24 protein-coding genes and 1 tRNA gene are annotated in these 23874 nt (G+C 68.4%); 17 read left to right on the forward strand and 8 right to left on the reverse strand.

Going from position 1 to position 23874, the window contains the following annotated elements; translation table 11 throughout:
* Together RX333_RS08370 and RX333_RS08375 are read left to right on the forward strand one after the other, a co-directional pair.
* On the forward strand, positions 1–213 hold a 213-nt coding region (locus RX333_RS08370; RefSeq protein WP_316014476.1), incomplete at its 5' end, for a hypothetical protein.
* Positions 214–296: 83 nt separating this feature from the next.
* Positions 297–1100 carry an alpha/beta hydrolase gene (locus RX333_RS08375; RefSeq protein ID WP_316014477.1) on the forward strand — a complete coding sequence of 268 codons (804 nt, stop codon included), beginning with the start codon at positions 297–299 and terminating at the stop codon, positions 1098–1100.
* Between the two features lie 3 nt (positions 1101–1103).
* Here RX333_RS08375 and fdhF read toward each other — a convergent pair whose 3' ends face one another.
* From fdhF to RX333_RS08400, 5 genes are all read right to left on the reverse strand, one after another.
* Positions 1104–3860 carry a formate dehydrogenase subunit alpha gene (gene fdhF / locus RX333_RS08380; RefSeq protein WP_316014478.1) on the reverse strand — a complete coding sequence of 919 codons (2757 nt, stop codon included), beginning with the start codon at positions 3858–3860 and terminating at the stop codon, positions 1104–1106.
* 150 nt (positions 3861–4010) lie between these two features.
* Positions 4011–4241 carry a hypothetical protein gene (locus tag RX333_RS08385; RefSeq protein ID WP_316014479.1) on the reverse strand — a complete coding sequence of 77 codons (231 nt, stop codon included), beginning with the start codon at positions 4239–4241 and terminating at the stop codon, positions 4011–4013.
* Positions 4238–4840, reverse strand: coding sequence for a glutathione S-transferase family protein (locus RX333_RS08390; RefSeq protein ID WP_316014480.1), 603 nt, complete (start codon positions 4838–4840; stop codon positions 4238–4240). The genes RX333_RS08385 and RX333_RS08390 overlap by 4 nt, the downstream gene beginning before the upstream one ends.
* An 18-nt stretch (positions 4841–4858) precedes the next feature.
* A complete protein-coding gene (locus RX333_RS08395; protein ID WP_316014481.1) occupies positions 4859–5464 on the reverse strand; it encodes an FMN-binding negative transcriptional regulator in 606 nt (201 codons plus the stop codon).
* A gap of 169 nt (positions 5465–5633) precedes the next feature.
* Positions 5634–6302, reverse strand: a complete 669-nt coding sequence (locus tag RX333_RS08400) for a TetR/AcrR family transcriptional regulator (protein WP_316014482.1) — start codon at positions 6300–6302, stop codon at positions 5634–5636.
* Between the two features lie 128 nt (positions 6303–6430).
* On the opposite strand from RX333_RS08400, the gene RX333_RS08405 reads away from it, so the two are divergent.
* The 3 genes from RX333_RS08405 (at position 6431) to RX333_RS08415 (ending at position 10202) form a co-directional block, all read left to right on the forward strand.
* Positions 6431–6880, forward strand: a complete 450-nt coding sequence (locus RX333_RS08405; protein ID WP_316014483.1) for a (2Fe-2S)-binding protein — start codon at positions 6431–6433, stop codon at positions 6878–6880.
* A 1-nt stretch (position 6881) separates the two neighbouring features.
* Positions 6882–9182 (forward strand): xanthine dehydrogenase family protein molybdopterin-binding subunit, encoded by a 2301-nt coding sequence (locus tag RX333_RS08410; protein WP_316014484.1) that lies wholly within the window; start codon positions 6882–6884, stop codon positions 9180–9182.
* 72 nt (positions 9183–9254) lie between these two features.
* Positions 9255–10202 (forward strand): HWE histidine kinase domain-containing protein, encoded by a 948-nt coding sequence (locus tag RX333_RS08415; RefSeq protein ID WP_316014485.1) that lies wholly within the window; start codon positions 9255–9257, stop codon positions 10200–10202.
* A gap of 83 nt (positions 10203–10285) precedes the next feature.
* On the opposite strand, the gene mtaB is transcribed toward RX333_RS08415, so the two are convergent.
* Positions 10286–11545, reverse strand: coding sequence for a tRNA (N(6)-L-threonylcarbamoyladenosine(37)-C(2))-methylthiotransferase MtaB (mtaB, locus tag RX333_RS08420; RefSeq protein ID WP_316014486.1), 1260 nt, complete (start codon positions 11543–11545; stop codon positions 10286–10288).
* Entirely contained in the window at positions 11542–12330 is a 789-nt protein-coding gene (gene dapF / locus RX333_RS08425; RefSeq protein WP_316014487.1) for a diaminopimelate epimerase, read from the reverse strand. Before dapF ends, mtaB begins: the two co-directional genes overlap by 4 nt.
* Before the next feature lie 182 nt (positions 12331–12512).
* On the opposite strand from dapF, the gene RX333_RS08430 reads away from it, so the two are divergent.
* From RX333_RS08430 to RX333_RS08485, 12 genes are all read left to right on the forward strand, one after another.
* A tRNA-Lys gene (locus RX333_RS08430) sits at positions 12513–12588 on the forward strand.
* A gap of 155 nt (positions 12589–12743) precedes the next feature.
* Positions 12744–12890 (forward strand): hypothetical protein, encoded by a 147-nt coding sequence (locus RX333_RS08435; RefSeq protein ID WP_316014488.1) that lies wholly within the window; start codon positions 12744–12746, stop codon positions 12888–12890.
* 83 nt (positions 12891–12973) lie between these two features.
* Entirely contained in the window at positions 12974–14050 is a 1077-nt protein-coding gene (locus RX333_RS08440; RefSeq protein ID WP_316014489.1) for a peptidoglycan-binding domain-containing protein, read from the forward strand.
* Positions 14047–14907, forward strand: a complete 861-nt coding sequence (locus tag RX333_RS08445) for a DMT family transporter (RefSeq protein ID WP_316014490.1) — start codon at positions 14047–14049, stop codon at positions 14905–14907. The genes RX333_RS08440 and RX333_RS08445 overlap by 4 nt, the downstream gene beginning before the upstream one ends.
* A 65-nt stretch (positions 14908–14972) precedes the next feature.
* Positions 14973–15509, forward strand: a complete 537-nt coding sequence (gene ppa / locus RX333_RS08450; protein ID WP_316014491.1) for an inorganic diphosphatase — start codon at positions 14973–14975, stop codon at positions 15507–15509.
* A gap of 205 nt (positions 15510–15714) precedes the next feature.
* Positions 15715–16824, forward strand: coding sequence for a hypothetical protein (locus tag RX333_RS08455; protein ID WP_316014492.1), 1110 nt, complete (start codon positions 15715–15717; stop codon positions 16822–16824).
* Between the two features lie 105 nt (positions 16825–16929).
* The gene (locus RX333_RS08460; RefSeq protein WP_316014493.1) at positions 16930–17838 is read left to right on the forward strand and encodes a DMT family transporter; all 909 of its coding nucleotides are present in this window, start codon (positions 16930–16932) and stop codon (positions 17836–17838) included.
* Between the two features lie 31 nt (positions 17839–17869).
* Complete coding sequence (locus RX333_RS08465; RefSeq protein ID WP_316014494.1) at positions 17870–18727, forward strand: ATPase; 858 nt, start codon at positions 17870–17872, stop codon at positions 18725–18727.
* A 54-nt stretch (positions 18728–18781) separates the two neighbouring features.
* Positions 18782–19693 carry a homoserine O-succinyltransferase gene (gene metA, locus RX333_RS08470; RefSeq protein ID WP_316014495.1) on the forward strand — a complete coding sequence of 304 codons (912 nt, stop codon included), beginning with the start codon at positions 18782–18784 and terminating at the stop codon, positions 19691–19693.
* Positions 19690–20529 carry an alpha/beta fold hydrolase gene (locus RX333_RS08475; RefSeq protein WP_316014496.1) on the forward strand — a complete coding sequence of 280 codons (840 nt, stop codon included), beginning with the start codon at positions 19690–19692 and terminating at the stop codon, positions 20527–20529. The genes metA and RX333_RS08475 overlap by 4 nt, the downstream gene beginning before the upstream one ends.
* Positions 20526–21401 (forward strand): polyphosphate kinase 2, encoded by an 876-nt coding sequence (gene ppk2, locus RX333_RS08480; protein WP_316014497.1) that lies wholly within the window; start codon positions 20526–20528, stop codon positions 21399–21401. Before RX333_RS08475 ends, ppk2 begins: the two co-directional genes overlap by 4 nt.
* Entirely contained in the window at positions 21394–22008 is a 615-nt protein-coding gene (locus RX333_RS08485) for a TetR/AcrR family transcriptional regulator (protein WP_316014498.1), read from the forward strand. Before ppk2 ends, RX333_RS08485 begins: the two co-directional genes overlap by 8 nt.
* On the opposite strand, the gene RX333_RS08490 is transcribed toward RX333_RS08485, so the two are convergent.
* Positions 21998–23788 carry a putative bifunctional diguanylate cyclase/phosphodiesterase gene (locus RX333_RS08490; protein WP_316014499.1) on the reverse strand — a complete coding sequence of 597 codons (1791 nt, stop codon included), beginning with the start codon at positions 23786–23788 and terminating at the stop codon, positions 21998–22000. The two genes, RX333_RS08485 and RX333_RS08490, sit on opposite strands and share 11 nt — an antisense overlap.
* Positions 23789–23874 lie beyond the last annotated feature (86 nt).

Here is a 23874-nt window from a genome sequence, read left to right on the forward strand (position 1 = left end):
GCCGGGGCCGCCGCAGGCGCCGTGGTCGACCGTCGCCTCGCCCGCGTGCCGGGCGTCGAGTATATCGTGCGCCGCGCGGGCGATGGCGGCGACCTCGTCATCGCGCAGGAACTGCCCGAGGGCGACCGCCCGCTGCCCACCGGCGGCGACTGCCGCGTGCGCACCGACAGCGTCAGCGGCACCGGCGAGGTCCTGCCCCCGCTCGAAGGCTGATCCCCCGCCGCCCCGATCCGCGCCTTCGCATCCGGTTCCCGATGCGTTAGGGATCGCCCGTCCCGTATTCACAAGGCGGTCCCATGCCCAGGACACGGATCTCGCCCTCTTGGCTGCTGCTGCCGATCCTGGCTCTGGCCGGGATCGTCGTCGTCAATGCCTGTTCCAGCCGCCCGACCGTCGGCCACGCCACTGTCGGGGACTGGACGCTCGCCCTCTCCTGCGCGGGACCGCGCGATGGCGGCGTCACGGTCTGGCTGGAACACGGCATCGGGTCCCGGGCCTCGTCGTCCACCTGGATCCCGGTCTTCGAGCAGGTCTCGGAGTTCGCCCATGTCTGCCGCTACGACCGCCCCGGTGCAGGCGACAGTCCGACCGTCCCGCCCTATGGGGCTCGGACCTATGCAGACAACATGGTGGATCTGCTCGAAACCGTCGGGGCACGCGACAGGCTGATCGTCGTCGGTCATTCCTTCGGCGGCTATCCCGCCCGCATCCTGGCGCAGGAGCAGCCCACGCGGGTGCAGGCGCTCATCCTGGTCGACACCGTGGCCGAGAGCCTGGGCCTGCGCGCCGCCACGGGTGCCGAGGCATGGAGCGAGGTCCCCGCCGGGTCCGAACCGATCGACCTCGCCGCGTTCGAGCGCGCGGTGCGCCCGAGCCTCGCCATGCCGGTCACGGTGCTGAGCCGGGGCCGCGACCTCACGCCTGCCTGGTCACGCGCCCAGCGCACGCTCCTGTCCCTGCACCCCGCATCCCATTTGCAGATCGTCGAGGGCAGCGGCCACATGATCCCGACCGAGGCCCCCGATGCGGTCGTCACCGCGATCCGGGAGGCCGTCGCACGGGCGCGCCAGGGGACGCCCGCGCCGATCCCGGACCGCTGAAGGCTACTCCGCCGCCACCGCCTGCCCGCCCGCGCTGACCCGGCAGGCGGAGAACTTGAACTCCGGGATCTTGCCGTAGGGGTCGATCGCCGGGTTGGTCAGCACGTTCGCCGCCGCCTCGACATAGGCGAAGGGCAGGAACACCATGTCGGGCGCGACCGCCCGGTCCGCGCGCGCCATCAGCTCCACCGCGCCGCGTCGCGTCTCCAGCCGGATCAGCCCGCCCGGCTCTACCCCGATCCGCCGCAGCGTGGAGGGATGCAGCGAGCAGTTCGCCTCCGGCTCCACCGCGTCGAGCACGCTCGCCCGCCGGGTCATGGAGCCGGTGTGCCAATGCTCCAACTGCCGCCCCGTGGTCAGGATCATCGGATAGTCCGCATCCGGCACCTCGTCGGGCGGGATGACGCTGGCGGGCGTGAACTTCGCCCGGCCCTCGGCCCGCGGGAACGCGTCGGAGAAGACGACCGCCTGCCCCGGCTCGTCGGGCCCGTGCACCGGATAGGTCACGGCATCCTCGCGCTCCAGCCGCTCCCAGGTGATGTTGTCGAGGCTCTTCATGTTCAGCTTCATCTCGGCGAAGACCTGCGAGGGATGGGTATAGTCCCAGTTCAGCCCCAGCCGCCTGGCCAGTTCGTTCGTGATCCACCAGTCCTCGCGCGCCTCGCCGGGCGCGGGCACCGCCGGGCGGCCCATCTGCACCTGCCGGTTGGTGTTGGTCACGGTGCCCGTCTTCTCCGCCCAGGCGGTCGCGGGCAGGATCACGTCGGCGAAATTCGCGGTCTCGGTCAGGAAGATGTCCTGCACCACCAGGTGATCGAGCTTGGCAAGCGCATCGCGTGCGTGCTCCACGTCCGGGTCACTCATCGCCGGGTTCTCGCCCAGGATATACATCGAGCCGATCTCACCCGCATGCACCGCGTCGAGGATCTCTGTCACGGTCAGGCCCTTCTCGGCACTGAAATCGCCCGAGTTCCAGACCTGCGTGAAGGCCGAGCGGACCCCGTCATCGCCCACCGGCTGCATATCGGGCAGGAACATCGGGATCAGCCCCGCATCGGACGCGCCCTGCACGTTGTTCTGCCCGCGCAACGGGTGCAGCCCCGACCCCGGCCGCCCCACATGGCCGCACATCAGCGCCAAGGAGATCAGGCAGCGCGAATTGTCCGTTCCGTGGATGTGCTGGCTCACCCCCATGCCCCAGAAGATCATCGCCGCCTTCGCCCCGGCGAAGTCCCGCGCCACCGCGCGCAGCGTCTCGGGGTCGATGCCGCACAGCTCGCTCATCTTCTCGGGGGCGAAGCCCTTGAGATGCTCGACCTGCGCCTCCCAGTTCTCGGTCATCGCCTCGATATATTGCCGGTCGACCAGCCCTTCCTCGACGATCACGTGCATGATCGCGTTGAGCATCGCCACATCCGCGCCGGGGCGGAACTGCAACATGTGCGTGGCGTGACGCTTGAGCGCCTGCCCGCGCGGATCCATGACGATCAGCTTGCCGCCGCGCTTGGTGAACTGCTTGAAGTAAGTCGCGGCGACGGGATGGTTCTCCACCGGGTTCGCCCCGATGACGATGGCCACGTCCGCGTTCTCGATCTCGTTGAAGGTCGCGGTGACGGCACCCGAGCCGACATTCTCCATCAGCGCCGCGACCGAGGACGCATGGCACAGTCGCGTGCAGTGATCGACATTGTTGTGGCCGAAGCCCTGCCGGATCAGCTTCTGGAACAGATACGCCTCCTCGTTCGAGCACTTGGCCGAGCCGAAGCCCGCGACCTCGCGTCCGCGCCCCTTCATGCCCTTCGCGGCGAGGTCCAGCGCCTCCTCCCACGTCGCCTCGCGGAACACCTCCAGCGGCTTCGCGGGATCGACGTTCAGCCCCTTCGCCGCCCCCTCGCGGCGGATCAGCGGCTTGGTCAGCCGGTGCGGGTGGTCGATATAATCGAAGCCGAACCGCCCCTTCACGCACAGCCGGTTCTCGTTGGCCGGTCCGCCCGCGCCATCGACATAGACGATGCGGTCGTCCTTGATCTTGAAGCTCAGCTGGCAGCCCACCCCGCAATAGGGGCAGACGGACTGCACCTCGCGGTCATAGTCGGCACTGTCGCCCACCTGCTCGGCATCGAGCACGGTCGCGGGCATCAGCGCGCCCGTCGGGCAGGCCTGCACGCACTCGCCGCAGGCCACACAGGTGCTCGCCCCCATCGGATCGTCGAAATCGAACACGACCTGCGCGTCGTGGCCACGGTCCGCCATGCCGATCACGTCGTTGACCTGAACCTCGCGGCAGGCGCGGACGCACAGATTGCAATGGATGCAGGCGTCGAGATTGACCCGCATCGCGACATGGCTGGCGTCGAGCAGCGGCACCCGCTCCGCATCGAGCGTCGGATACCGGCTCTCGCCCACGCCCTGCGCGTCCGCCATGTCCCAGAAATGGGAGGAGCGGTCATGTGCCGCCGCCCGCTCGGGCTGATCGGCCATCAAGAGCTCGATCACCCCCTTGCGCGCCGCGACCGCCCGGTCGCTGTCCGTGGAGACGACCATCCCTTCGGACGGCGTGCGGATGCACGAGGCGACGAGGCCCCGCTCCCCCTCCACTTCCACCATGCAGGCGCGGCAGTTGCCGTCGGGGCGGTAGCCCGGCTCGGGCCGGTGGCACAGATGCGGGATGACGAGGCCGCGCCCGTTCGCCACCTCCCAGATCGTCTCGCCATCGCGTGCGGTGACGGTCTGCCCGTCGAGGGTGAAGGTGATGGACATGGCGCGCCTCCCGAAAACTCGGTGCCACTTAACCACCCCGCCGGGGGTCGCGAAACGCCTTTCCCGACGCCCCCGGCCCCGTTTGCGCCACGCCCGCGTTCCGATCGGAAACGCGCGTCGCCGCCGTTCGCGGGACGCGGCGGATCGGCCTCAGCCGAAGAGCCGTGGCTTGAGTTGCAAAAGCGTCCCCGCGATCTCGGTCGTGGCCTGCCGCCCGTTCAGGATGGCGGCATGGATCGCCGCCGCCTGCACCATCGCCGCGACCAGCTCCGGGTGCGCCGCCGCATGCCCCTCGCCGAAGGCCGCGTCCACCGCCGCCTTCGCCTCGATCAGCTGCCGCGCGGCCCGCGCGCTGGCCTCGTCCACCGCGTCGCCGCTCACGGAGACGTCGCCTGCATCGAGGGGCGCTGCGAAAAGCCCTCGTACCACGCGGCGAGATCGGGCCGCCCGGCGCGCCAGTCCCCGACCACGTCGCGGAAGTCGAGATAGCCCAGCGCCGCGCCCAGCGCGAGCTGCCCCATCCCGACCGGCCCTTTCAGATGCGCCATCCAGCGCCCTTCCAGCGCGTCGAGCGCGCGGCCGATCTTGCCCGCCTGCCCGTCGAGCCAGGCCTGGTGCCGATGCGCCTCCTCACGCAGCCGCTTCTCGTAGACGATGGTCAGCGCCGCATCGCAGATCCCGTCCGCCGTCGCCTCCAGCACCAGCGTGTCCCAGCGCCGAGACCCCGCCGGATACATCCCCGCGCCCCACAGATCGTCGAAAAAGGCGCAGATCACCCGGCTGTCATAGAGCGCGGGGCCATCCGCGCGCACGAGGCAGGGGATCTTGCCGATCGGGTTCACATGCAGTGGCATCGTGCCCGGATCGGCGGCATTGCCCGCGGCGTCGATCCGCTCCAACGCGTCCACGCGGCCCGCCTCATGCGCCAGCAGCATAACCTTGCGGCAATAGGGCGACGACGGATTGTCATAGAGTTTCATCGGCTTGCCTCTCGCAGCTCATGCGGGCGGCGCGTGCATCAGCCCCGCCAGCTCCGCCAGTTCCATCCCGTGTCCGCCGGTCACCTGCGCGGCGGCCCCCAGCCGCTGCGCGTCGGTCTTGTTCTGGCCCAGCTTCCAGGTGCCCTCGACCTGCTCCACATCCATCACTACCGGCACGATCATCCGTTCCATGCGCAAGATGGCCTCCTCGCTCATCTTGTCCATCGTCCAGGGCGCCTTCGGCAGCGCCTCCTCGAACCGCGCCGACAGTGCGGCGAGATGCGCGCGCAACCCTTCGCGCGGGGCCGGCCGCAGATGCCCGCGCAGATGCACCGCGACGTAGTTCCAGGTCGGCACCTGCTCGGGCGCGCCGTACCAGTCGGGGGAAACATAGCCATCCGCGCCGCTCACCATCAGCACCGCGGGACCGTCCTGCTTCAAGAGCGGGTTCGAGCGGGCCAGATGCGCCTCCACCCGGCGACCATCTTCAGACATCAGGAACGGCACATGCGCCGAGACGACCTCCGCCCCCATCGCCGCCGACAGGATGCCGAAACCGCGCGCCCGCGCGAACTCGAGATTGCGGGCGTCGTCCGCCTTGCGAAAGCTGGGATTGGGATGCATGAGGGGTCTCCTTTCCCCTCCCTGCTGCCGCGCGGCGCGCGCGCGATCAACCACGCGATTGTGCCCGTCACATCTTCGCCCGCGACACCACCGCCCGTTGCCCGTGGCGGAGCCTCCGGCGGGGATATTTGTCACGAAGCAGAAGACCGGCCCGCACGGGCAGGACGCGTCAGCCCGCCTCGACCCGCGCGCGCGCCATCGCGTCGATGCCCCGCAGCATGGCCTGCGCGGCGAAGCGCACCGTCGGCTCGAACTCCATCGCGCTGTCGCGGAACTCCACCTCGCACAGCACGTCGCGCACATGGGCGGGCGGGTTGGCCATCGGGTAGAGGCCGGAGACCAGCACGTAGAGCATCATGACCCCGCGCCGCGCCTCCTCCTCCTGCCAATGCGGCACCGCGCGGCACATGGTCTGCGCGGTCTCCTCGGCACAGGCGTTCAGACGCCGCTTGATCGCGCGGATCGTGTCGCCGGTGATGTTGTGCTCCAGCACCGAGGCCATGCGGCTGACCAGCAGGCACAGACGGGGGTGGGAGATGAAGCCCTCGGCCATCATCTCGCCCAGCCGTGCGACCTCGATCGGGCCGGTCACGTCATCCGCGAACTCGGCCACCATCGCCTGCAGATCGGCGACGAGCAGCTCCAGCAGGATTTCCTCCCGGCTCTCGAAATAGCGGTAGAGCCCCGATTTCACGACGCCCGCCTCCTGCGCGATCGCGTTGAGCGAGGCGTCGTTGAACCCGTCCCGTTCAAGCACGCGCTCGGCGGCGTCGAGGATCATGCGACGCCGCACTTCCTTGTGTTCGGGGGATCGGGCACGCTGGAAGGACTGGTTCATGCTCCGATACCTAGCCCGGCGGATATGCGGCGACAAGCCGCTTTCGTGACCCTAGGTCTCTTATTGACAGGTGGCAGGCCCGCCGCCACCTTGGTCGAAAACGATCACAGTGCCGGAGGAGCCGCCCCATGCGCCTGAACGTCAACGGCGAGAGATACGACATCGACGCCGATCCCGACATGCCGCTCCTGTGGGCGCTGCGCGACCTGCTCGACATCAAGGGGCCGAAATTCGGCTGCGGCGTGGCGGCCTGCGGGGCCTGCACCGTCTTGCTCGACGGCGCGCCGATCCGGGCGTGCTCCTACCCCGTGGGCGTGGTCGAGGGCGAGGTGACGACGATCGAGGGCATCGCGCAGGGCGGCAACCTGCACCGCGTGCAGCGCGCCTGGATCGAGCACAACGTGCCGCAATGCGGCTATTGCCAGGCGGGCCAGATCCTCGCCGCCGTGGCGCTGTTGGATGAGGTGCCGCAGCCCACGGACGCCGATATCGACATGGCGATGAGCAACCTTTGCCGCTGCGGGACCTATCCCCGCATCCGTGCCGCCATCAAGACCGCCGCCGGGATGGAGAGCTGACATGGCCCGCGAACGCACCGGGCGCCGCGCCCTCAAGATCGTCCGCCGCACCTTCCTCGGCCTCGGGGCCGCCGCCGTCGCCGGGGTGGCCTTCGGCACCTGGGCCGTCCGGCGCGACAAGGAGAACCCGCTGACCGCGCTGGCAGGCGAGGACGAGGCGGTCTTCAACCCCTTCGTCGTCATCGCCGAGGACGGCACGATCACCGTCGTCGCCCCGCGCGCCGAGATGGGCCAGGGCGTGCAGACCACCCTCGCCGCGATGGTGGCCGAGGAACTCGACGTGACGCTGGCCGATATCGAGGTCGTGCACGGCCCCACGGCGGCGGCCTATTTCAACTCCGCCATGCTGGCCGAGGGCGCCTTCCCCACCCATTTCGACCGCAGCTTCCTGGCCGATGCGCAGCGCTCGGTGATGCAGGGCATGGGCAAGCTGCTGGGCCTTCAGGTCACGGGCGGCTCCTCCTCGATGATCGATGGCTACGACAGGATGCGCGAGGCGGGCGCCACGGCCCGCGCCGCCCTCGTTGCCGCCGCGGCGGAACGCTGGGGCGTCAATCCCGATGGCCTCCAGACCGAGGGCGCCGAGGTCCGCGACCCCGCCTCCGATCGCGCTTTGAGCTACGGCGAACTGGCCCTCGCCGCGGCGCAAGTCGAGACCGGCGAGGTCACGCTCAAGCCCCGCCGCGACTGGCGCCTGCTGGGCAAGTCTCAGCCCCGCGTCGAGATCGGGGCCAAGGTCACCGGCGCGCCCATCTTCGGCATCGACGTGGAATTGCCCGAGATGCTGCACGGCACCGTCGCCATCTCGCCGCGCTTCGGGATGCGCGCGCTCTCGGCCGATCTCGACGCGGCCCGCGCCGTGCGCGGCGTGCGCGACGTGTTCGAGATCGACACCCAGACCGGCCACGGCTACGGCATCGTGGCCGACACCACCTGGGCCGCCTTCAAGGGGGCCGAGGCGCTCGCCCCCGAATGGGAGGACGCGCCCTACCCCGCCGACGACGCCGCCATCCTCGACCGGCTGGAGACCGCGCTCGCCGCCGAGCCCTCGCACGCGCTGATGGACCGGGGCGACGTGGACGCCGCCTTCGACGATCCGCAAGGCACGCTCGTCGAGGCGGAGTATTTCGTCCCCTACCTCGCCCACGCGACGATGGAGCCGATGAACGCCACCGCGCAACTGCGCGACGGCAAGCTCGACATCTGGACCGGGACGCAGGCCCCCGGCATCGTGCTGTCGCGCTGCGCGGCCCTTGCGGGCCTCGACAAGGACGCCGTCACCGTCCACCAGCAATTCCTCGGCGGCGGCTTCGGCCGGCGGGCCGAGGTCGACTACCCGCTCTACGCCACCGCGATGGCCATGCGCACCGAGGGGCGACCCATCAAGGTCACCTGGACGCGGGAGGAAGACACCCGCCACGACGTCTACCGCCCCGCCGCCCTCGGCCGGTTCCGCGCCGTGGTGCCGCAAGGGGCGAAGGCCAGCGCCGTGGAGATGAAGATCGCCTCCCCCTCCATCATGGCGAGCCTGCTCGCCCGCACCTATCCCAACCTCTCCGCGATGGGCCCGGACAAGTCGATCACCGACGGGGCCTACAACCAGCCCGTCGACATCGAGAACTTCCGCGTCTCCGCCCATGTCGCCGATATCGCCATCCCCACCGGCTACTGGCGGTCGGTCGGCAACAGCTATAACGGCTTCTTCCACGAAGGCTTCATGGACGAGATGGCCGAGGCCGCGGGGATGGACCCGCTCGCCTTCCGCCTCGCCATGATCGGCGACGATCCCCGCCTCGCCCCCGCCCGCGCGGTGCTGGAGAAAGTCACCGAGATGTCCGGTTTCGCCACCCCCCGCGCGGGCGGCAAGGGACGCGGCATCGCCCATATGCTCAGCTTCGGCGCCTGGGTCGCGATGGTCGTGGATGTGGACACGCGCGACGGCGTGCGGATCGAACGCTGCTGGGTCGCCGCCGATCCGGGCACGGTGCTCGACCCGCGCAATTTCCGCGATCAGGTCATCTCCGGCGCGATCTTCGGCTTCTCGCAGGCCTTGGGCCAGAAGATCACCTTCGCGAATGGCGAGGTGGTGGAGGGCAATTTCCACGACTACCCGATGCTGACGATGGGCCAGACCCCGACCTTCGAGATCGAGATCCTGCAAAACGCGCATCACATGGGCGGCGCGGGCGAGATCGGAACGCCCCCCGCCGCCCCCGCGCTCGCCAACGCGATCTTCGACGCGACCGGCCAGCGCCTGCGCCGGATGCCCTTCACGCTCGACGTCGAGGTCCTGCAAATCTGAACGATCGGTGACTTGCGACCACCGCCGGTCCGAATATAGTCGGGCCGGTCTAACGATACGGGCACCGACAACATGGACTTCGAGACGATCTTCAACGCGATGTCGGTTCCCTGCTCCGTCGTCGATGCCGAATTCCGCTTCGTGGCCGTCAGCGACGAGCATGCCCGGATATTGATGATGCCGCGCGAGCGGCTGGTCGGCGGCCGGATCTTCGAGCTCTTCCCCGAAACCCCCGAGCGGATGGAACGCTCCGCGCAAGCCTTCCGCAAGGCATTGGCGGGCGAGGCCTGCAGCCTGATGGAGATCGAGTACCACATCGCCGATCCGGACGGCGACCAGATCCTGATCTGGTGGAACGTCCACTGCACGCCCCTGCCCGGTTCGGACCATTTCCTGCTGCGGGTCGAGGACGTGACCGAGGCCATCCGCACCCGCAATCTCAAGGACGCCATCGCGCGCGAACTGCAGCACCGCGTCGCCAATGTCTTCGCCGTGGTCTCCACGATCGCGCGCCGCACCGTCTCCGCCTATCCCGCCAGCGCCGATTTCCTGCCCGGCTTCCTGACGCGGATCGAGGCGCTGTCGCGCAGCTATGCCCAGCTGACCGGCGACGCCTGGAACACCATCACGCTCGACCGGCTGGTCGCCACCCAGATCGGAGATCTGACCGATACCCATGTCGACCGCATCGCGATGTCGGGCGACACCGTGACCCTCGGCGCGCAGGAGGCACAGACCCTCTCGATGGCGCTGCACGAGCTGGTGACGAATGCGCTCAAATACGGCGCCCTCTCGGGCGAGGCCGGACGGGTCGCGGTGAGCTGGTCCGCGCAGCCCGACAACGGCTACGCCCTCGAATGGCGGGAGGAGGGCCTGACCGACGTCACCGCGCCGGAGCGCACCGGATTCGGCACCATGTTGCTGGAGCGGATCCTGCCCCGGCAGCTGGAGGCGGAGGTCGCCCGCGACTTCACCGATACGGCACATGTCTACAGCCTGAAGGTGCCCGCGCGTGACTGACCGCAAAGGTTAACGCGAATACCCGAGCCATTTGGTCGCCATACGCATGCCATACGCTTTCCATACGCAAGGCAGACCGGCTCTCAGGCCGTTAACGAATTGCCGTCCCGTCCCGTGATCCGAGCCGTCACGATCTCGCCCACAGGCTGCGGCACGGCGAAGCGGACTTCCGCGAATCCTTCCGTCCGCCCCATGTCCGGCGCCTCCATCAGGACCCGGTGCACGCTCCCGACCTGGCTGTCGAGATAGCGCCCGACCGCCGCCTCCCCGACCTCGCGAAGCCGTCTAGCGCGTTCTTTCACAACGCTTTTCTCGACCTGGGGCATGCGCGCGGCGGGCGTGCCCTGCCGCGGGGAATAGGGAAAGACATGCAACCAGGTCAGCCCGCATTCCGCGACGAGCCGACGCGAATTCTCGAACATGTCGTCGGTCTCGGTCGGGAACCCCGCGATGATGTCGGCGCCGTAGACGATCTCGGGTCGCGCCGCGCGCATGTCCTCGCAAAACCGGATCGCATCGTCCCGATTATGCCGCCTTTTCATACGCTTAAGCGTCAGGTTATCGCCCGACTGAAGGCTTAGATGCAGGTGCGGCATCAGCCGCCGCTCCCCCGCGATCGCCTCGATCAGCGCCGGATCGGCCTCGATGGAATCGATAGAAGAGATGCGCAAGCGATTGAGATCGGGGCACAATTTCAGGATGCGCTGCACCAGATTGCCCAGCCGCGGCGCGCCCGGCAGGTCCGCGCCCCAGCTCGTCATGTCGACGCCGGTCAGCACGATCTCGTTGTAACCTCGATCCACAAGCCTTTGGATTTGCTCGACAACCACGCCCGCCGGGACTGAGCGGGAATTGCCCCGTCCATAGGGAATGATGCAGAACGTGCAGCGATGATCGCACCCGTTCTGCACCTGCACATAGGCCCGCGAACGCGTGCCGAACCCGTCGATCAGATGTCCAGCCGTCTCGGTCGCGGACATGATGTCGTTGACGACGACCCGCTCGGTTTCACCAACGAAATCCGGACCTTGCGCGATATCTCGCCAGGTATCCGGCTGCATCTTCTCCAGGTTCCCGACGACGCGGGCAACCTCCTCCATCTCCGCGAAGGTCTCGGGTTCCGTCTGCGCCGCACAGCCCGTCACGATGACCTGCGCGCCGGGATTTTCCCGCGCCAGCTTCCGGATCGATTGCTGCGCCTTGCGCACCGCCTCCGCCGTCACCGCGCAAGTGTTTACGATGACAGCGTTTTCCAGGCCCGCCTGCCCAGCCAGCTCCTTCATCGCCTCGGTCTCGTAGGCGTTCAGGCGGCAGCCGAAATTGGTGAAGCGCGGCGCGCTCATCCCGTCCACAACGCATCGAAGACGTAAGCCACCGGCCCCGTCATCCACACCCCGTCCTCGCGCCAATCGAGCGTCAGATCGCCACCGTCGAGCCGGATCGTCACCTGCCGGTCCGCCAGCCCCCGCCGCGCCGCCGCGACCGCCACCGCGCAGGCGCCCGAGCCGCAGGCGAGCGTCTCGCCCGAGCCGCGCTCCCATGTCCGCTGGCGCAGGGTCTCGCGGTCAAGCACCTGAACGAACTCGACATTCGTGCGCTCGGGGAACAGCGGATCAAGCTCGACCGCGCGGCCCCGGACCGGCAGGTCGACCGCATCGGCATCCTCGACGAAGAACACGCAGTGCGGATTGCCCATCCCGACGGCCGACGGCGCACCGTCGAGCGGCAGCGCGTCAAGATCGACCTCTTGCGCCAGCGGGATTTCTTGCCAGTCGAGCACCGGCTGGCCCATGTTCACGCGGATCAGGCCGCCCTCGGCGCGCTCGCAGGCCAGCAGGCCCCGCTCGGTCCTGAGCTCCAGCGCATTCGCCCCGCTCTCGGCCATCAGGAGGTCGGCGACGCAGCGCGTGGCGTTGCCGCAGGCCCCGGCCTCCGACCCGTCTGTGTTGAAGAACCGCACACGCGCCGCGGCCGCGTCATCCGGCTCGATCAAGGCGAGCTGGTCGAAGCCGACCCCGCGGTGCCGGTCGCCCATCGCGCGCACGGTCTCGGGCGACAGGACACGCCCGTCGCGCCCGTCGATCACGACGAAGTCGTTGCCCGCCCCGTGCATCTTGCGGAATGTCATGCCGTTCTGCCGTTCCATGCGGCGCGATATACGCGCTCCGCCGCCATCTTGGAAGGGATGCGCGCCCCCCGCGCCATGCAGCAGATGCAAGGCTGCCACCCGGCCCGCGAAATTTCGACGATTTCACGTCGGAACCGCCCTTGACCCCCCCGATCCGGCTTTGTAGAGACAGCGGCATTGGCGGGCCCTTAGCTCAGTTGGTAGAGCAACTGACTTTTAATCAGTGGGTCGCAGGTTCGAATCCTGCAGGGCTCACCAATTTCCTTCCTTCGGATGATCGACTGCGGAACAAATCGTGCCGTTCCTGCCGCATCGGCGGATTTTTTCCGGTGCGACGCGCCGAACCCTTTGCCTACGCGCGCGATCCGGTGCAGTTTCCCCCAGAACGACCCCGAAACCGGAGACTCTGGACCATGCGCGCAGCAGTCCTTCTGATCGCCCTTGCCCTGTCGGCCTGCAATGTCGACGTCGTGCTCCCCGCGGACGAGACGCCCGATGGCGGTGTCACCGTGGTCGATCTGAACGACCGGACCCGGCACGAGGCGGTCGTGCGGCCCTGAACGGGGACCGGCACCGAATCCTTCCCATCCAGACCGCCGGGCGACGATCCCCCGGCGCGACACAAGAAGCGGACGAAAACGACATGACGCGGGCCCATCGCAGCACCATCCTCACCCTTCTCCTCGGCACCGCGATGATCCTGAGCGCCTGCGATACCGGTCTCCCGGTGCGGGTGGAGGATCCCGGCGCCGCGCAGCCCGTGCCGCCGACCGCCGCCCTCGACGTTGCCGCGATGAACGCGATCCCCGTTTCGGCCACCAGCGGTCCGCCCAACGCCCTGCCCGGCCAGTGTTACACGCAGGTGACGCGGCCCGCCCGCTACGAGACGACGACCCGCCAGGTTCAGGCGACGCCCGCCACCGAGGAGATCGAGGTGATCCCCGCGACCTACCGCACCGAGACGGCGCCGGTGGTGGTCGAGGAGGCTTATTCGCGGCTGGAGGTCATCCCCGCGCGCTACGAGACGGTGATGGACACCGTGATCGTCGAGCCCGCGCGCGAGGAGACGCGGACCATTCCCGCCGAGTACAGGACCGTGGCGGACCAGGTGCCGACCCGGCCCGCCTATCGCGACTGGGTCGCCTCCGACCGGATCTACCCGACCGGGGCGCAGGCGCTCGGCGGCACGGTGATCGGCAACCGGACGCTGGCGAGCGGCGCGACCGAGACGCTGGTCGAGTTCCCGCCCGAGTTCCGCACCGTCGAGCGGCGCGAGCTCGTCACCCCCGCCCGGACCGAGACCGTGACCATCCCCGCCGTCACCCGCCAGGTGCCGCGCCGCGTGATCGCCGAGCCCTCGCGCACGGTCGAGGTCGTGGTCCCCGCCGTGACCCGAAATGTCGAGCGCGAGGTCGTCGCAACCGCCGAGCGCGTGATCCGGCGCGAGGTGCCCGCCACCTTCCGCACGGTGGAGGAGCCGGTCGAGGTCGTCCCCGCGCAGGAGGTCTGGGCCGACGTGGTCTGCGACACCGCCTACAACCGCACCTTCGTGTCCGCCGTGCAGCGCGCGCTGTCCGCGCGCGGCTTCTACAACGGTCCGATCGACGGACTGCGCGGGCCGGGGACCGAGGCCGCGATCCAGCGCTACCAGCTCGAACTGGGCTATGACACCAGCGCCTTGACGATGGACGCGGTGCGCGCACTCGACCTCACGATTTGAGCGCGTATCTGGGCGCCATCCTCTGGATGGCCGGCGCGACCTGCAGCTTCGCCGCGATGGCCGTGGCGGGGCGAGAAATCGCGGTGGAACTCGATACGTTCGAGCTGATGCTCTACCGCTCCGTGATCGGGGTGGGGATAGTGCTGGGGCTCGGCGCGCTCGGCGGGCAGCTCGGCACGATCCGAGGCGACCGGATGCGGCTGCACCTCCTGCGCAATGTCGGGCATTTCACGGGCCAGAACCTGTGGTTCTACGCCATCGCCACGATCCCGCTGGCGCAGGTGGTGGCGCTGGAGTTCACGACCCCGCTCTGGGTCGCGCTGGCCGCGCCTCTCCTGCTGGGGGAGCGGATGACGGGTCTGCGCGCCGTGGCGGTGGTGCTCGGCTTCGTCGGCGTGCTGGTCGTCGCGCGGCCCGAGGCGCTGGCCGGCGATCCCGGTGTGGTGGCGGCGGCACTGTGCGCAGTGGGCTTCGCCATCTCCTACATCGCCACGAAGTCGCTGTCCCGGACCGAGAGCGTGACCTGCATCCTGTTCTGGCTCGCCGCGATGCAGGCCGTCTTCTCGCTGGTCTGCGCGGGGGCCGATCTCGACATCGCGTGGCCGTCGCGGGCCATGTGGCCGCTGATCGGCGTGGTGGCGACCTGTGGGCTGGGCGCGCATTACTGCATTACCCGCGCGCTGAAGCTCGCACCCGCCAGCGTGGTGGCGCCGATGGATTTCGTGCGCCTGCCGCTGGTGGCACTGATCGGGTTCCTGCTCTATTCCGAACCCTTCGCCCTGGCCATCCTCGCGGGCGGCGCGCTGATCCTCGCGGGCAACGCGCTCAACATCCGCGAAAGCGCGCGAGGCCGGTGAGATTGCGCGAGCGCCCGCCCCATGCTAGGCGGTCGCGCGAAATCATCGCTGCAGGAGCGCGCCCCATGAACATCGACAAGATCCCCGCCGGCAAGAATCCCCCGAAGGACATCAACGTGGTCATCGAGATCACCGGCGGCGCGGGCGGCGGCGCCCCGGTGAAATACGAGATCGACAAGGATTCGGGCGCCGTCTTCGTCGACCGCATCGTCAACACGCCGATGTTCTACCCGTGCAACTACGGCTTCGTCCCGAACACGCTGCACGCGGACGGCGACCCGACGGATGTGCTGGTCATCACCGACTTCCCGCTGGCGCCCGGCTCGGTCATCCGCTGCCGCCCGATCGGCGTGCTGAAGATGGAGGACGACGGCGGCATGGACGACAAGCTGGTCGCGCTGCCGCACGAGAAGGTCGATCCGTTCCAGTCGCGCACGCAGGACCTCGCGGACGTGTCCGAGAAGACGCTCGACCGCATCAAGCACTTTTTCGAGCACTACAAGGACCTCGAAGAGGGCAAGTGGGTCAAGGTCATCGGCTGGGGCGACAAGGCCGAGGCCGAGGCGATCCTGCAGGAAAGCATCGACGCCGCGGCGAAGTGATCCCACAATCCTGACGCGAAATCGGACGCCGTCCCGCAATCGGGGCGGCGTTTGTCATTGTGACTGCGCAACAACATTTCAACGCGACGGAATCGTGACGTGGCGTCGCAGATTGACCGAGCGACAATCCGCTCATCAAATCCCCTCATCGCTCACCGAAAGGCGCACTGATAAAGCGCCCTCGAATCCCGAAGGGGGGACAGACATGACCAAGATGGCAAAGCTCCTGACAGCGACGGCTGCGGCAGCCCTCGCCACCACCGGCGCGATGGCCGGCGGTATCGACCGCACCGGCTCCGACGTAGGCCTGATCTATGAGGAGAGCGGGCGCTACCTGCAGTTCTCGGGCGCCTTCGTGTTTCCGGAAGTCGACGGGACTCTTCAGCTTCCCGCAGTTGCCGGCGGTCCGGCTGATACCGGCAACAGCCAGGACGACTACACGATCTTCGGCGCGGGCTATCGCGCCGATTTCAACGAGAATATTTCCTACGCTGTGATCTACGACCAGCCCTTCGGTGCGGATGTCGACTATGGAACCGGGCCGTTCGCAGGGACCGAGGGTGAGATCAACACCGACTCGCTGACCGGCGTCGTGCGCTATGAATTCGGTAACGGCTTCGGTGTCCACGGCGGCCTGCGCGCGCTTCGCAGCGATGCCAACACTGCTGTCCCGGCCGCGCTCTACACGCTCGATGTCGACTCCGACACCGGCTACGGCTACCTCGTCGGCATGACCTACGAGCGCCCCGAGATCGCGCTGCGCGTCGCACTGACCTACAATTCGGAAATCGAACTGGACTTCGACGGGACCGAGCGCGGCGCGCCGACATCGTTCAGCACCGATCTGCCCGACTCGGTCAATCTCGAAGTGCAAAGCGGCGTCGCACCCGGCACGCTGGTCTTCGGCTCGATCCGCTGGGCGGACTATTCCGAATTCACCGTTGCGCCTCCGGGCTACGGTGCGGCACCCGGCGGCCCGCTGATCTCCTACGAGGACGATGTCTGGGCCTACACGCTTGGCGTCGGTCGCGCGATCACCGAGAACTTCTCGGTCGCCGTCACCCTCGGCTACGAAGGCAGCAGCGACTCCGCCTCGCCGTCGCTGTTCAGCCCGGCGGATGGCAGCCGCTCGATCTCGATCGGTGGGGCCTATGATTTCGGTACCGTCGAGCTGAGCGGTGGCATCCGCTACACGGACCTGGGCGACGAGACCATAGGCGTTCCCGTCGCGGCCCTTGGCGGAGCCATTGTTCCCGCGCAGTTCGAGAACAACAGCGCCATCTCGATCGGTCTGTCGCTGGGCTTCAAGCTCTAAGCGTCCCGATCATCGCATTGCTAAGGCCCGCCCTGACCGGCGGGCCTTTTTCGTGGCGCAGGTTCCGGGTGGCGGGGGTGCCGCACGCGACCTACCGTCGCCGCCATGACGACACCGACACATATGAGCAATGCCGCCTGGGGCCTCCTGCTGTTGCTGGGGCTGATCTGGGGCGGGTCCTTCTTCTCCATCGCCATCGCGCTGCGCGAGGTCGGCGTGCTGACCTCCGTCACGCACCGGGTCGGGTGGGCGGCGCTGGTGCTGTGGGCCGTGGTCGCGATGCGCGGGCATCCCCTGCCCCGGTCGCCACGGGTCTGGATCGGTTTCGCGGGGATGGGACTGCTAAACAACGTCATCCCCTTCACGCTGATGGCCTGGGGTCAGACGCGGATCGAGACGGGGCTGGTCTCGATCCTCAACGCCACGACGGCGATCTTCGGCGTGCTGGTTGCCGCCGCCCTGCTGGCCGACGAACGGCTGACGGCGCGCCGCGCACTCGGGGCGGCGCTGGGGCTGGCCGGGGTCGCCACGATCATGGGGTGGCAGGCGCTGGCGAGCTTCGATCCGCGCAACCTCGCGCAGCTTGCCGTGCTGGCGGGCACCCTCTCCTACGCCTTCGCCGGTGTCTGGGCGCGGGTGATGCTGAAGGGCCTGCCGCCCGAGATGGCCGCGGCCGGTATGCTGACCGCCTCGACGCTGGTCATGCTGCCGCTCGGCTGGGCGGTCGAGGGGTCGCCCTTCGTCGCATTGTCGGGTTCGGGGTTCGCCGCCATCGGGTACTACGCGGTGGTCGCGACGGCCCTGGCCTACCTGCTCTATTACCGGATCCTGGCGATGGCCGGGTCGGGCAACCTGATATTGGTCACGCTGCTGATCCCGGCGGTCGCCATCACGCTGGGCGCGCTGTTCCTGGGCGAGAGCCTTTCCCCCCGCGCGTTCGCCGGGCTGGCACTGATCGCGCTGGGGCTCGTCACCATCGACGGGCGGGTTTTCAAGGCGGTCTCGCCGCGCTAATCCTCCGTGCGACCCCGCCCGGAGGACGGCAATGCTCTACGAGACCAAGGACACCTGGGCCGCGAGCCCGACCAAGCGCGTGGCGCTGTTCGGCATGTCGGGCCTAGGCAAGACCCATGTGGCCGACATGCTGCGCGCCACGGGGGACTGGTTCCACTACTCGGTCGATTACCGCATCGGCACCCGCTACATGGGCGAGCACATCGTCGACAACTTCAAGCGCGAGGCCATGAAGGTGCCGTTCCTGGCCGAGCTGTTGCGATCGGACTCGATCTATATCGGTTCCAACATCACGTTCCACAATCTCGACCCGCTCTCGACCTATCTGGGCAAGCCGGGCGACCCGGCGCGTGGCGGCATCGAGATCGAGGAATACCGCCGGCGGCAGGACCAGCACCGCGCGGCGGAGATCGCGAGCCTGATCGACGCAGTGCAGTTCGCCGAGCGCGCGCGAGATATCTACGGCTATCCGAACTTCGTCTGCGATACCGGCGGCTCGATCTGCGAGGTGGTCGATCCGGACGACCCGGACGATCCGGTCATGGCCGCCCTGACCGGCGCGATGCAGCTGGTCTGGATCGAGGGCTCGGACGACCACGTGGATGAGCTGGTCCGCCGCTTCGACCGACAGCCCAAGCCGATGTATTACCGCCCCGAGGAGCTGGAGGCGAACTGGCAGGCCTGGCTGGAGCGAACGGGCGATGCGCCCGAGGCGGTGGACCCCGACGCCTTCATCCGCTTTTCCTACCGCCGGGTGCTGGAAACCCGGCAGGCCCGCTATGCCGCGATGGCGCGCCACGGCCTGACGCTGAGCGCCGAGGAGATCTACGCGGTCCGCTCCGCCGCCGAGTTCGAGACGTTGATCGGCGAGGCCATCGCCCGCGCCTGAGTTGCGCGCGCGGCCCCGTCCGCCTACATCACCCTTTCCGCGAAAGGAGACGACATGCCCATCAAGATCCCCTCCGCCCTGCCCGCCCATGACGTGCTGCGGTCCGAGGGCGTGATGGTCATGTCCGACGAGCAGGCCGCGCGGCAGGACATCCGGCCGCTGCAGATCGCGCTGCTCAACCTCATGCCGATGAAGATCCAGACGGAAACGCAGTTCGCCCGCCTGATCGGCGCGACGCCGCTTCAGATCGACTTCACCCTGATCCGCATGAGCGAGCACCAGTCGCGCCACACAGCACCCGAGCATATGGAGGCGTTCTATCACCCCTTCGCCGACGTAGCCTCGCGCCGGTTTGACGGGCTGATCATCACCGGCGCGCCGATCGAGTTGCTGGAGTTCGAGGAGGTCAGCTACTGGGACGAGCTGCGCACCATCTTCGATTGGACGCAGACCAACGTGCATTCGACGATGGCGGTCTGCTGGGGCGGTCAGGCCATGCTGCACCATTTCCACGGCATCGCGAAGCGCGCGCTCGACGCCAAGGCGTTCGGCGCGTTCCGCCACCGGGTGCACGACGCGGCCTCGCCCTATCTGCGGGGCTTTTCCGACAACCTCGTCGTGCCGGTCAGCCGCTGGACAGAGATCGACCAGCGGGACGTGGACGCGGTGCCGGAACTGGCGACGCTGATCTCCTCGCCCGAGGTCGGACCCTGCCTCGTGGAGGATGCGGAGCGGCGGGCGCTCTACATGTTTAACCATCTAGAATACGATAGCGGGACGTTGAAGCAGGAATACGACCGCGACGTCGCGGGCGGGAAGTCGATCAACGTGCCGGTGAACTACTACCCGGACGACGACCCGACCCGAGAGCCCGAGAACCGCTGGCGCAGCCATGCGCATCTGCTCTACGGCAACTGGATCAACCAGATCTACCAGACGACCACGTTCGATTGGGTGGATGGATGAGACCGGGCGACCGCGCCGTCGAGGTGGACGGCGCGCGGGTCTGCTATCACCGGACGGGCACCGGCCCGACGCTGGTCCTGATCCACGGGGCGAGCGGCAATCTGGGCGACTGGCTGTTCCAGCATGTCGACATGCTGACGCGGGACTGGGATGTGATCGCATTCGATCGCCCCGGCCTCGGCTATTCGGAGCGCCTGCGCGACATGACCGATCCGCGGGCGCAGGCGGCGCATCTGGATGCGGCGCTGGCGCGGCTCGGAGTCGATCGCGCGGTGATCGCCGGTCATTCCTATGGCGGATCGGTCGCGCTCGCCTGGGCGGTGACACGGCCCGAGCGGGTCGCGGGGCTCGCCCTGTTCGCGGCACCCAGCCATGAATGGCAGGGGTCGGCGGGCACGCTCTACACCATCGCCGATGCGCCCGTGATCGGACCGGCGGTCGCCTGGGCCTATCCCCGGCTCGCGGGACCGCGGCTGGTACGCGACGGGCTGCGCGCCGTCTTCGCCCCCGACCCGATGCCGGAGGGCTATGCCGAGGTGATGCGCCCCGAACTCGCGCTGCGCTATGCGACGGTGCGGGCGAACGTGGCCGACATCAACCGGCTGAAACCGCATCTCGTCGAGATGACGCCCGCCTATCCCGACCTCGCCATGCCGATGGAGATCCTGCACGGCACCGCCGACACGATCGTGCCGATCGAGATCCATTCGGAGCACCTCGCCGCCGCCGTACCCCATGCACGCTTCACCCGGTTGGACGGGACGGGCCACATGCCCCATCATTCCCGGATGGACGCGGCAATGGCGGCCTTCGCCCGCCTGAGGGAGCAAGCATGAGCGACGATCTGGTCGGCAGGATCACCGAATATTACGAGCGCCACGCGCCCGACGAGATCCGGGAGGCGATCGCAGAGGGCGGGAAGAAGGATATCCTGAATCCCGCCTACCCCTATGACGCCCGCATGAAGCGCGAGGCCTACGAGGACACGCTCGACGCGCTGCAGATTGAACTGGTGAAGATGCAAAGCTGGGTGCAGCGGACTGGCGCGCGGGTCGTCGTGGTCTTCGAAGGGCGCGACGCCGCGGGCAAGGGAGGTACCATCGCGCGGGTGCGCCAGAACCTCAATCCGCGCGTCGTGCGCACCGTGGCGCTGGCCAAGCCGACGCCCAAGGAGGCGGGGGAATGGTACTTCCAGCGGTACATCAAGCACCTGCCGACCGCGGGGACGGTGACGCTGTTCGACCGGTCCTGGTATAATCGCGGCGTGGTCGAGCATGTCTTCGGCTTCTGCACGCCGGAGCAGCGGGAGAGCTGGTTCGCGCAAGTGCCCGATTTCGAGCGGCTGCTGGTCGCGGATGGCATCCATCTGGTGAAGATCTGGCTGACCGTCGGGCGGGCCGAGCAGTTGCGCCGCTTCCTCAAGCGCGAGAACGATCCGCTCAAGCACTGGAAGCTGTCGTCGATCGACGTGGAGGGCCTGTCGAAATGGGACGCCTATACCGATGCGATCGCAGAGACGCTGGAGCGGACCCATACCGATGCCGCCCCGTGGACGGTCATCCGCTCCGACGACAAGCGGCGCGCGCGGATCGGGGCGATCCGGCACATCATCGGCAGCCTGCCCTGCGACCTGAGTGATGCGGATGCGGTGGGCGAGACGGATCCAAAGATCGTCGGCCGGCCGGAGATGATCCTCGGCAATGCCTGAGCGCAAATCCTACCATCACGGCAACCTGCGCCAGGCGCTGGTCGACGCCACGCTCGCCCTGATCGAGGAGAAGGGGCCCAACGGCTTCACCCTCGCCGAGGCCGCGCGGGTGGCCGGGGTCAGCCCCGCCGCGCCCTATCGGCACTTCAAGGGACGCGAGGACCTGATCGCCGAGGCCGCGTTGCAGGGCTTCGAGATCTTCGCCGACCTCCTGCAGCATGCCTATGACGGGGGACGGCCGAGCCCGCTTGCCGCGTTCGAGACGGTCGGGCGGGCCTATCTGCATTTCGCGCGTACGCAGCCCGGCCATTACATCGCCATGTTCGAAAGCGGCGTGTCGGTCGCGGGCAACCCCGAGCTTGCGCAGGCCGCCGCGCGTGCAACTTCGGTCCTCGACGAGGCGGCACAGACGCTGACCGCGCACCTGCCACCCGACCGGCGCCCGCCCTCCAGCCTCGTCAGCCATCATATCTGGGCGATGAGCCACGGGGTGGTGGAGCTGTTCGCCCGCGGCGCACCCGGCGCGCGCGCACCGTTCTCCCCCGAGGAGCTGCTGGAATCGGGCATCGGGGTCTACCTGCGCGGGCTCGGCGTCATCACCGACTGACCCGGCCGGGCGCTGCGACCGCATCACCGCTAGGCAGGCGGAAGGGCGTGCGGGCGAAGCGGGCGAGCGCCTCGACACTCATGGGCTTGGCGAACAGCCAGCCTTGCAGGATGCCACAACCCATCCGACCCATCATGCGGGCCTGCTCCGCCGTCTCGATCCCTTCGGCGACGATCTCCACGTCGAGCGCGCCGCCGATGTCGATCATCGCGGCGATGACGCGGCGCGCGTGATCCGATCGCTCGGCGGCCGCGATGAACTGGCGGTCGATCTTCATCCGGTCGGGGTGCAGGCGCATCAGGCTGACGATCGAGGCGTAGCCGGTGCCGAAATCGTCCACCTCGATCCCGACGCCGAGCTCTCGCAGCCGGTCGATCTGCCAGTGGAAGCTGGGATCGGTCTCATCGAAGAGGATCGTCTCGATCAGCTCGAAGCTCAGCCTCCCGCGCGGTATGTCGAGCGCGGCGATCTCCTCGACCAGGTCGGTGGTGGCCAGCCGCTGCGCCGAGACGTTCACCGACAGGCGCGGCACGTCGATGCCCTTCCCGTCGAGCCAGGCGAGGTCGCGCGCCGCGCGCCGCAGGATCGCCTGGTCGATGTCGCGCAGCAGGTCGTGTCGTTCGGCCAGCGACAGGAACCGACCAGGCGACAGGAGGCCCTCGGTCGGATGATGCCACCGCGCCAGAGCCTCCACCCCGGCCAGGGCCAAATCGTCCGAGCGCATCTGCACCTCGTAGAGAGGGCGGAACTCATCGCGTTCGAGTCCTCGGTGCATGTCCTCTAGAAGCCTGTTCTCCAGGCGCTGCTGCGCCTGCATGGCGGGGGAGAACAGACGCACCTGACCACGGCCCGCATCCTTGGCCTGGTAGAGCGCGACGTCGGCGTCCTGCAACAGCTGCAAGGCGTCGCCGCTATCCGCGCGCGGCAAGGCGACCCCGACCGAAGCCCCGATGCGGCAATCCACACCCTTCCACCGGATCGGGTTCGCGAGCCGCCGCACGATCCGGTCCGCCAGCGCCTCCACCCGGTCCGCATCGCCGTCATGGGCGCAGAGGATGGCGAACTCGTCGCCGCCGATCCGCGCGACGAAATCGCCCAGCCGCGTTTCCTGCGTCATCAAGGTCGCCACCTGCCGCAGCACGTAATCGCCGGTGAAATGCCCGAACGTGTCGTTGATCTGCTTGAACCGGTCGAGGTCGACATGCAGCACGGCGAGGGTTTCTCCGGCCTTCGACGCCTCCTCCATCCGGCGTTCGAGATAGCGGCGGTTCGGCAGCCCGGTATGCGGATCGTGGAGCGAGACGTACTCGATCTTCTCCTTCGCCTCGGCCAGCAGGAGGGCGCGCTGCTCGGCCTGTCGTTTCAACTGGTCGAGCCCGGCGAGCGCGTCCTCCTGCTCCTCCCGGTCGCGGGTGACGTCGAAGACCACCCCGGCGATGCCCGGAGAACCATCCGGAAGGGTCACCAGCACCTTCTCCACCAGCCATTGCCGCGCGTCCTCGGTCTGCCGTCGGCCCAGTACCCGCCCCGTCTCCAGACAGTCACGATCCTCCGCGGCATAGCGAGCGGCCCGCGAGCCGCCGAAGATCTCGCGCGCGTCTACGCCCGCGACCGGGGTATCGGGATAGAGGTCGCAAAAGGCGCGATTGGCGTAGAGATACACCTGTTCGGGCGTCTTCACGAAGACCGGCGAGGAGATCCGGTCCATCAGCTCGGCCAGGATCTCGTGCATCGCGGGGTCGTCGAAACGCCCTGAGAGGGGTGCCATCGCATTGGTCATGGGCCATCCGTGCACGACAAGCGTTACGGAACCGTTGACTGCCCCCGCGAAAATGCGCTCACGCGGTCTTGAACGCCGCGGACGGC

Source organism: Roseobacter sp. HKCCA0434, assembly GCF_032464675.1.
Classification (GTDB): domain Bacteria; phylum Pseudomonadota; class Alphaproteobacteria; order Rhodobacterales; family Rhodobacteraceae; genus Pontivivens.

Bases quoted from the DNA above. Each gene is read 5' to 3' on its own strand.
- metA (WP_316014495.1), top strand. From the start codon at position 18,782: ATGCCCATCAAGATCCCCTCCGCCCTGCCCGCCCATGACGTGCTGCGG.
- RX333_RS08405 (WP_316014483.1), top strand. From the start codon at position 6,431: ATGCGCCTGAACGTCAACGGCGAGAGATACGACATCGACGCCGATCCC.
- RX333_RS08390 (WP_316014480.1), bottom strand. From the start codon at position 4,840: ATGAAACTCTATGACAATCCGTCGTCGCCCTATTGCCGCAAGGTTATG.
- RX333_RS08440 (WP_316014489.1), top strand. From the start codon at position 12,974: ATGACGCGGGCCCATCGCAGCACCATCCTCACCCTTCTCCTCGGCACC.
- RX333_RS08400 (WP_316014482.1), bottom strand. From the start codon at position 6,302: ATGAACCAGTCCTTCCAGCGTGCCCGATCCCCCGAACACAAGGAAGTG.
- RX333_RS08460 (WP_316014493.1), top strand. From the start codon at position 16,930: ATGACGACACCGACACATATGAGCAATGCCGCCTGGGGCCTCCTGCTG.
- RX333_RS08435 (WP_316014488.1), top strand. From the start codon at position 12,744: ATGCGCGCAGCAGTCCTTCTGATCGCCCTTGCCCTGTCGGCCTGCAAT.
- mtaB (WP_316014486.1), bottom strand. From the start codon at position 11,545: ATGAGCGCGCCGCGCTTCACCAATTTCGGCTGCCGCCTGAACGCCTAC.
- RX333_RS08475 (WP_316014496.1), top strand. From the start codon at position 19,690: ATGAGACCGGGCGACCGCGCCGTCGAGGTGGACGGCGCGCGGGTCTGC.
- RX333_RS08375 (WP_316014477.1), top strand. From the start codon at position 297: ATGCCCAGGACACGGATCTCGCCCTCTTGGCTGCTGCTGCCGATCCTG.
- RX333_RS08455 (WP_316014492.1), top strand. From the start codon at position 15,715: ATGACCAAGATGGCAAAGCTCCTGACAGCGACGGCTGCGGCAGCCCTC.
- RX333_RS08490 (WP_316014499.1), bottom strand. From the start codon at position 23,788: ATGACCAATGCGATGGCACCCCTCTCAGGGCGTTTCGACGACCCCGCG.
- RX333_RS08410 (WP_316014484.1), top strand. From the start codon at position 6,882: ATGGCCCGCGAACGCACCGGGCGCCGCGCCCTCAAGATCGTCCGCCGC.
- RX333_RS08465 (WP_316014494.1), top strand. From the start codon at position 17,870: ATGCTCTACGAGACCAAGGACACCTGGGCCGCGAGCCCGACCAAGCGC.
- RX333_RS08485 (WP_316014498.1), top strand. From the start codon at position 21,394: ATGCCTGAGCGCAAATCCTACCATCACGGCAACCTGCGCCAGGCGCTG.
- RX333_RS08415 (WP_316014485.1), top strand. From the start codon at position 9,255: ATGGACTTCGAGACGATCTTCAACGCGATGTCGGTTCCCTGCTCCGTC.
- RX333_RS08395 (WP_316014481.1), bottom strand. From the start codon at position 5,464: ATGCATCCCAATCCCAGCTTTCGCAAGGCGGACGACGCCCGCAATCTC.
- ppa (WP_316014491.1), top strand. From the start codon at position 14,973: ATGAACATCGACAAGATCCCCGCCGGCAAGAATCCCCCGAAGGACATC.
- ppk2 (WP_316014497.1), top strand. From the start codon at position 20,526: ATGAGCGACGATCTGGTCGGCAGGATCACCGAATATTACGAGCGCCAC.
- dapF (WP_316014487.1), bottom strand. From the start codon at position 12,330: ATGACATTCCGCAAGATGCACGGGGCGGGCAACGACTTCGTCGTGATC.
- fdhF (WP_316014478.1), bottom strand. From the start codon at position 3,860: ATGTCCATCACCTTCACCCTCGACGGGCAGACCGTCACCGCACGCGAT.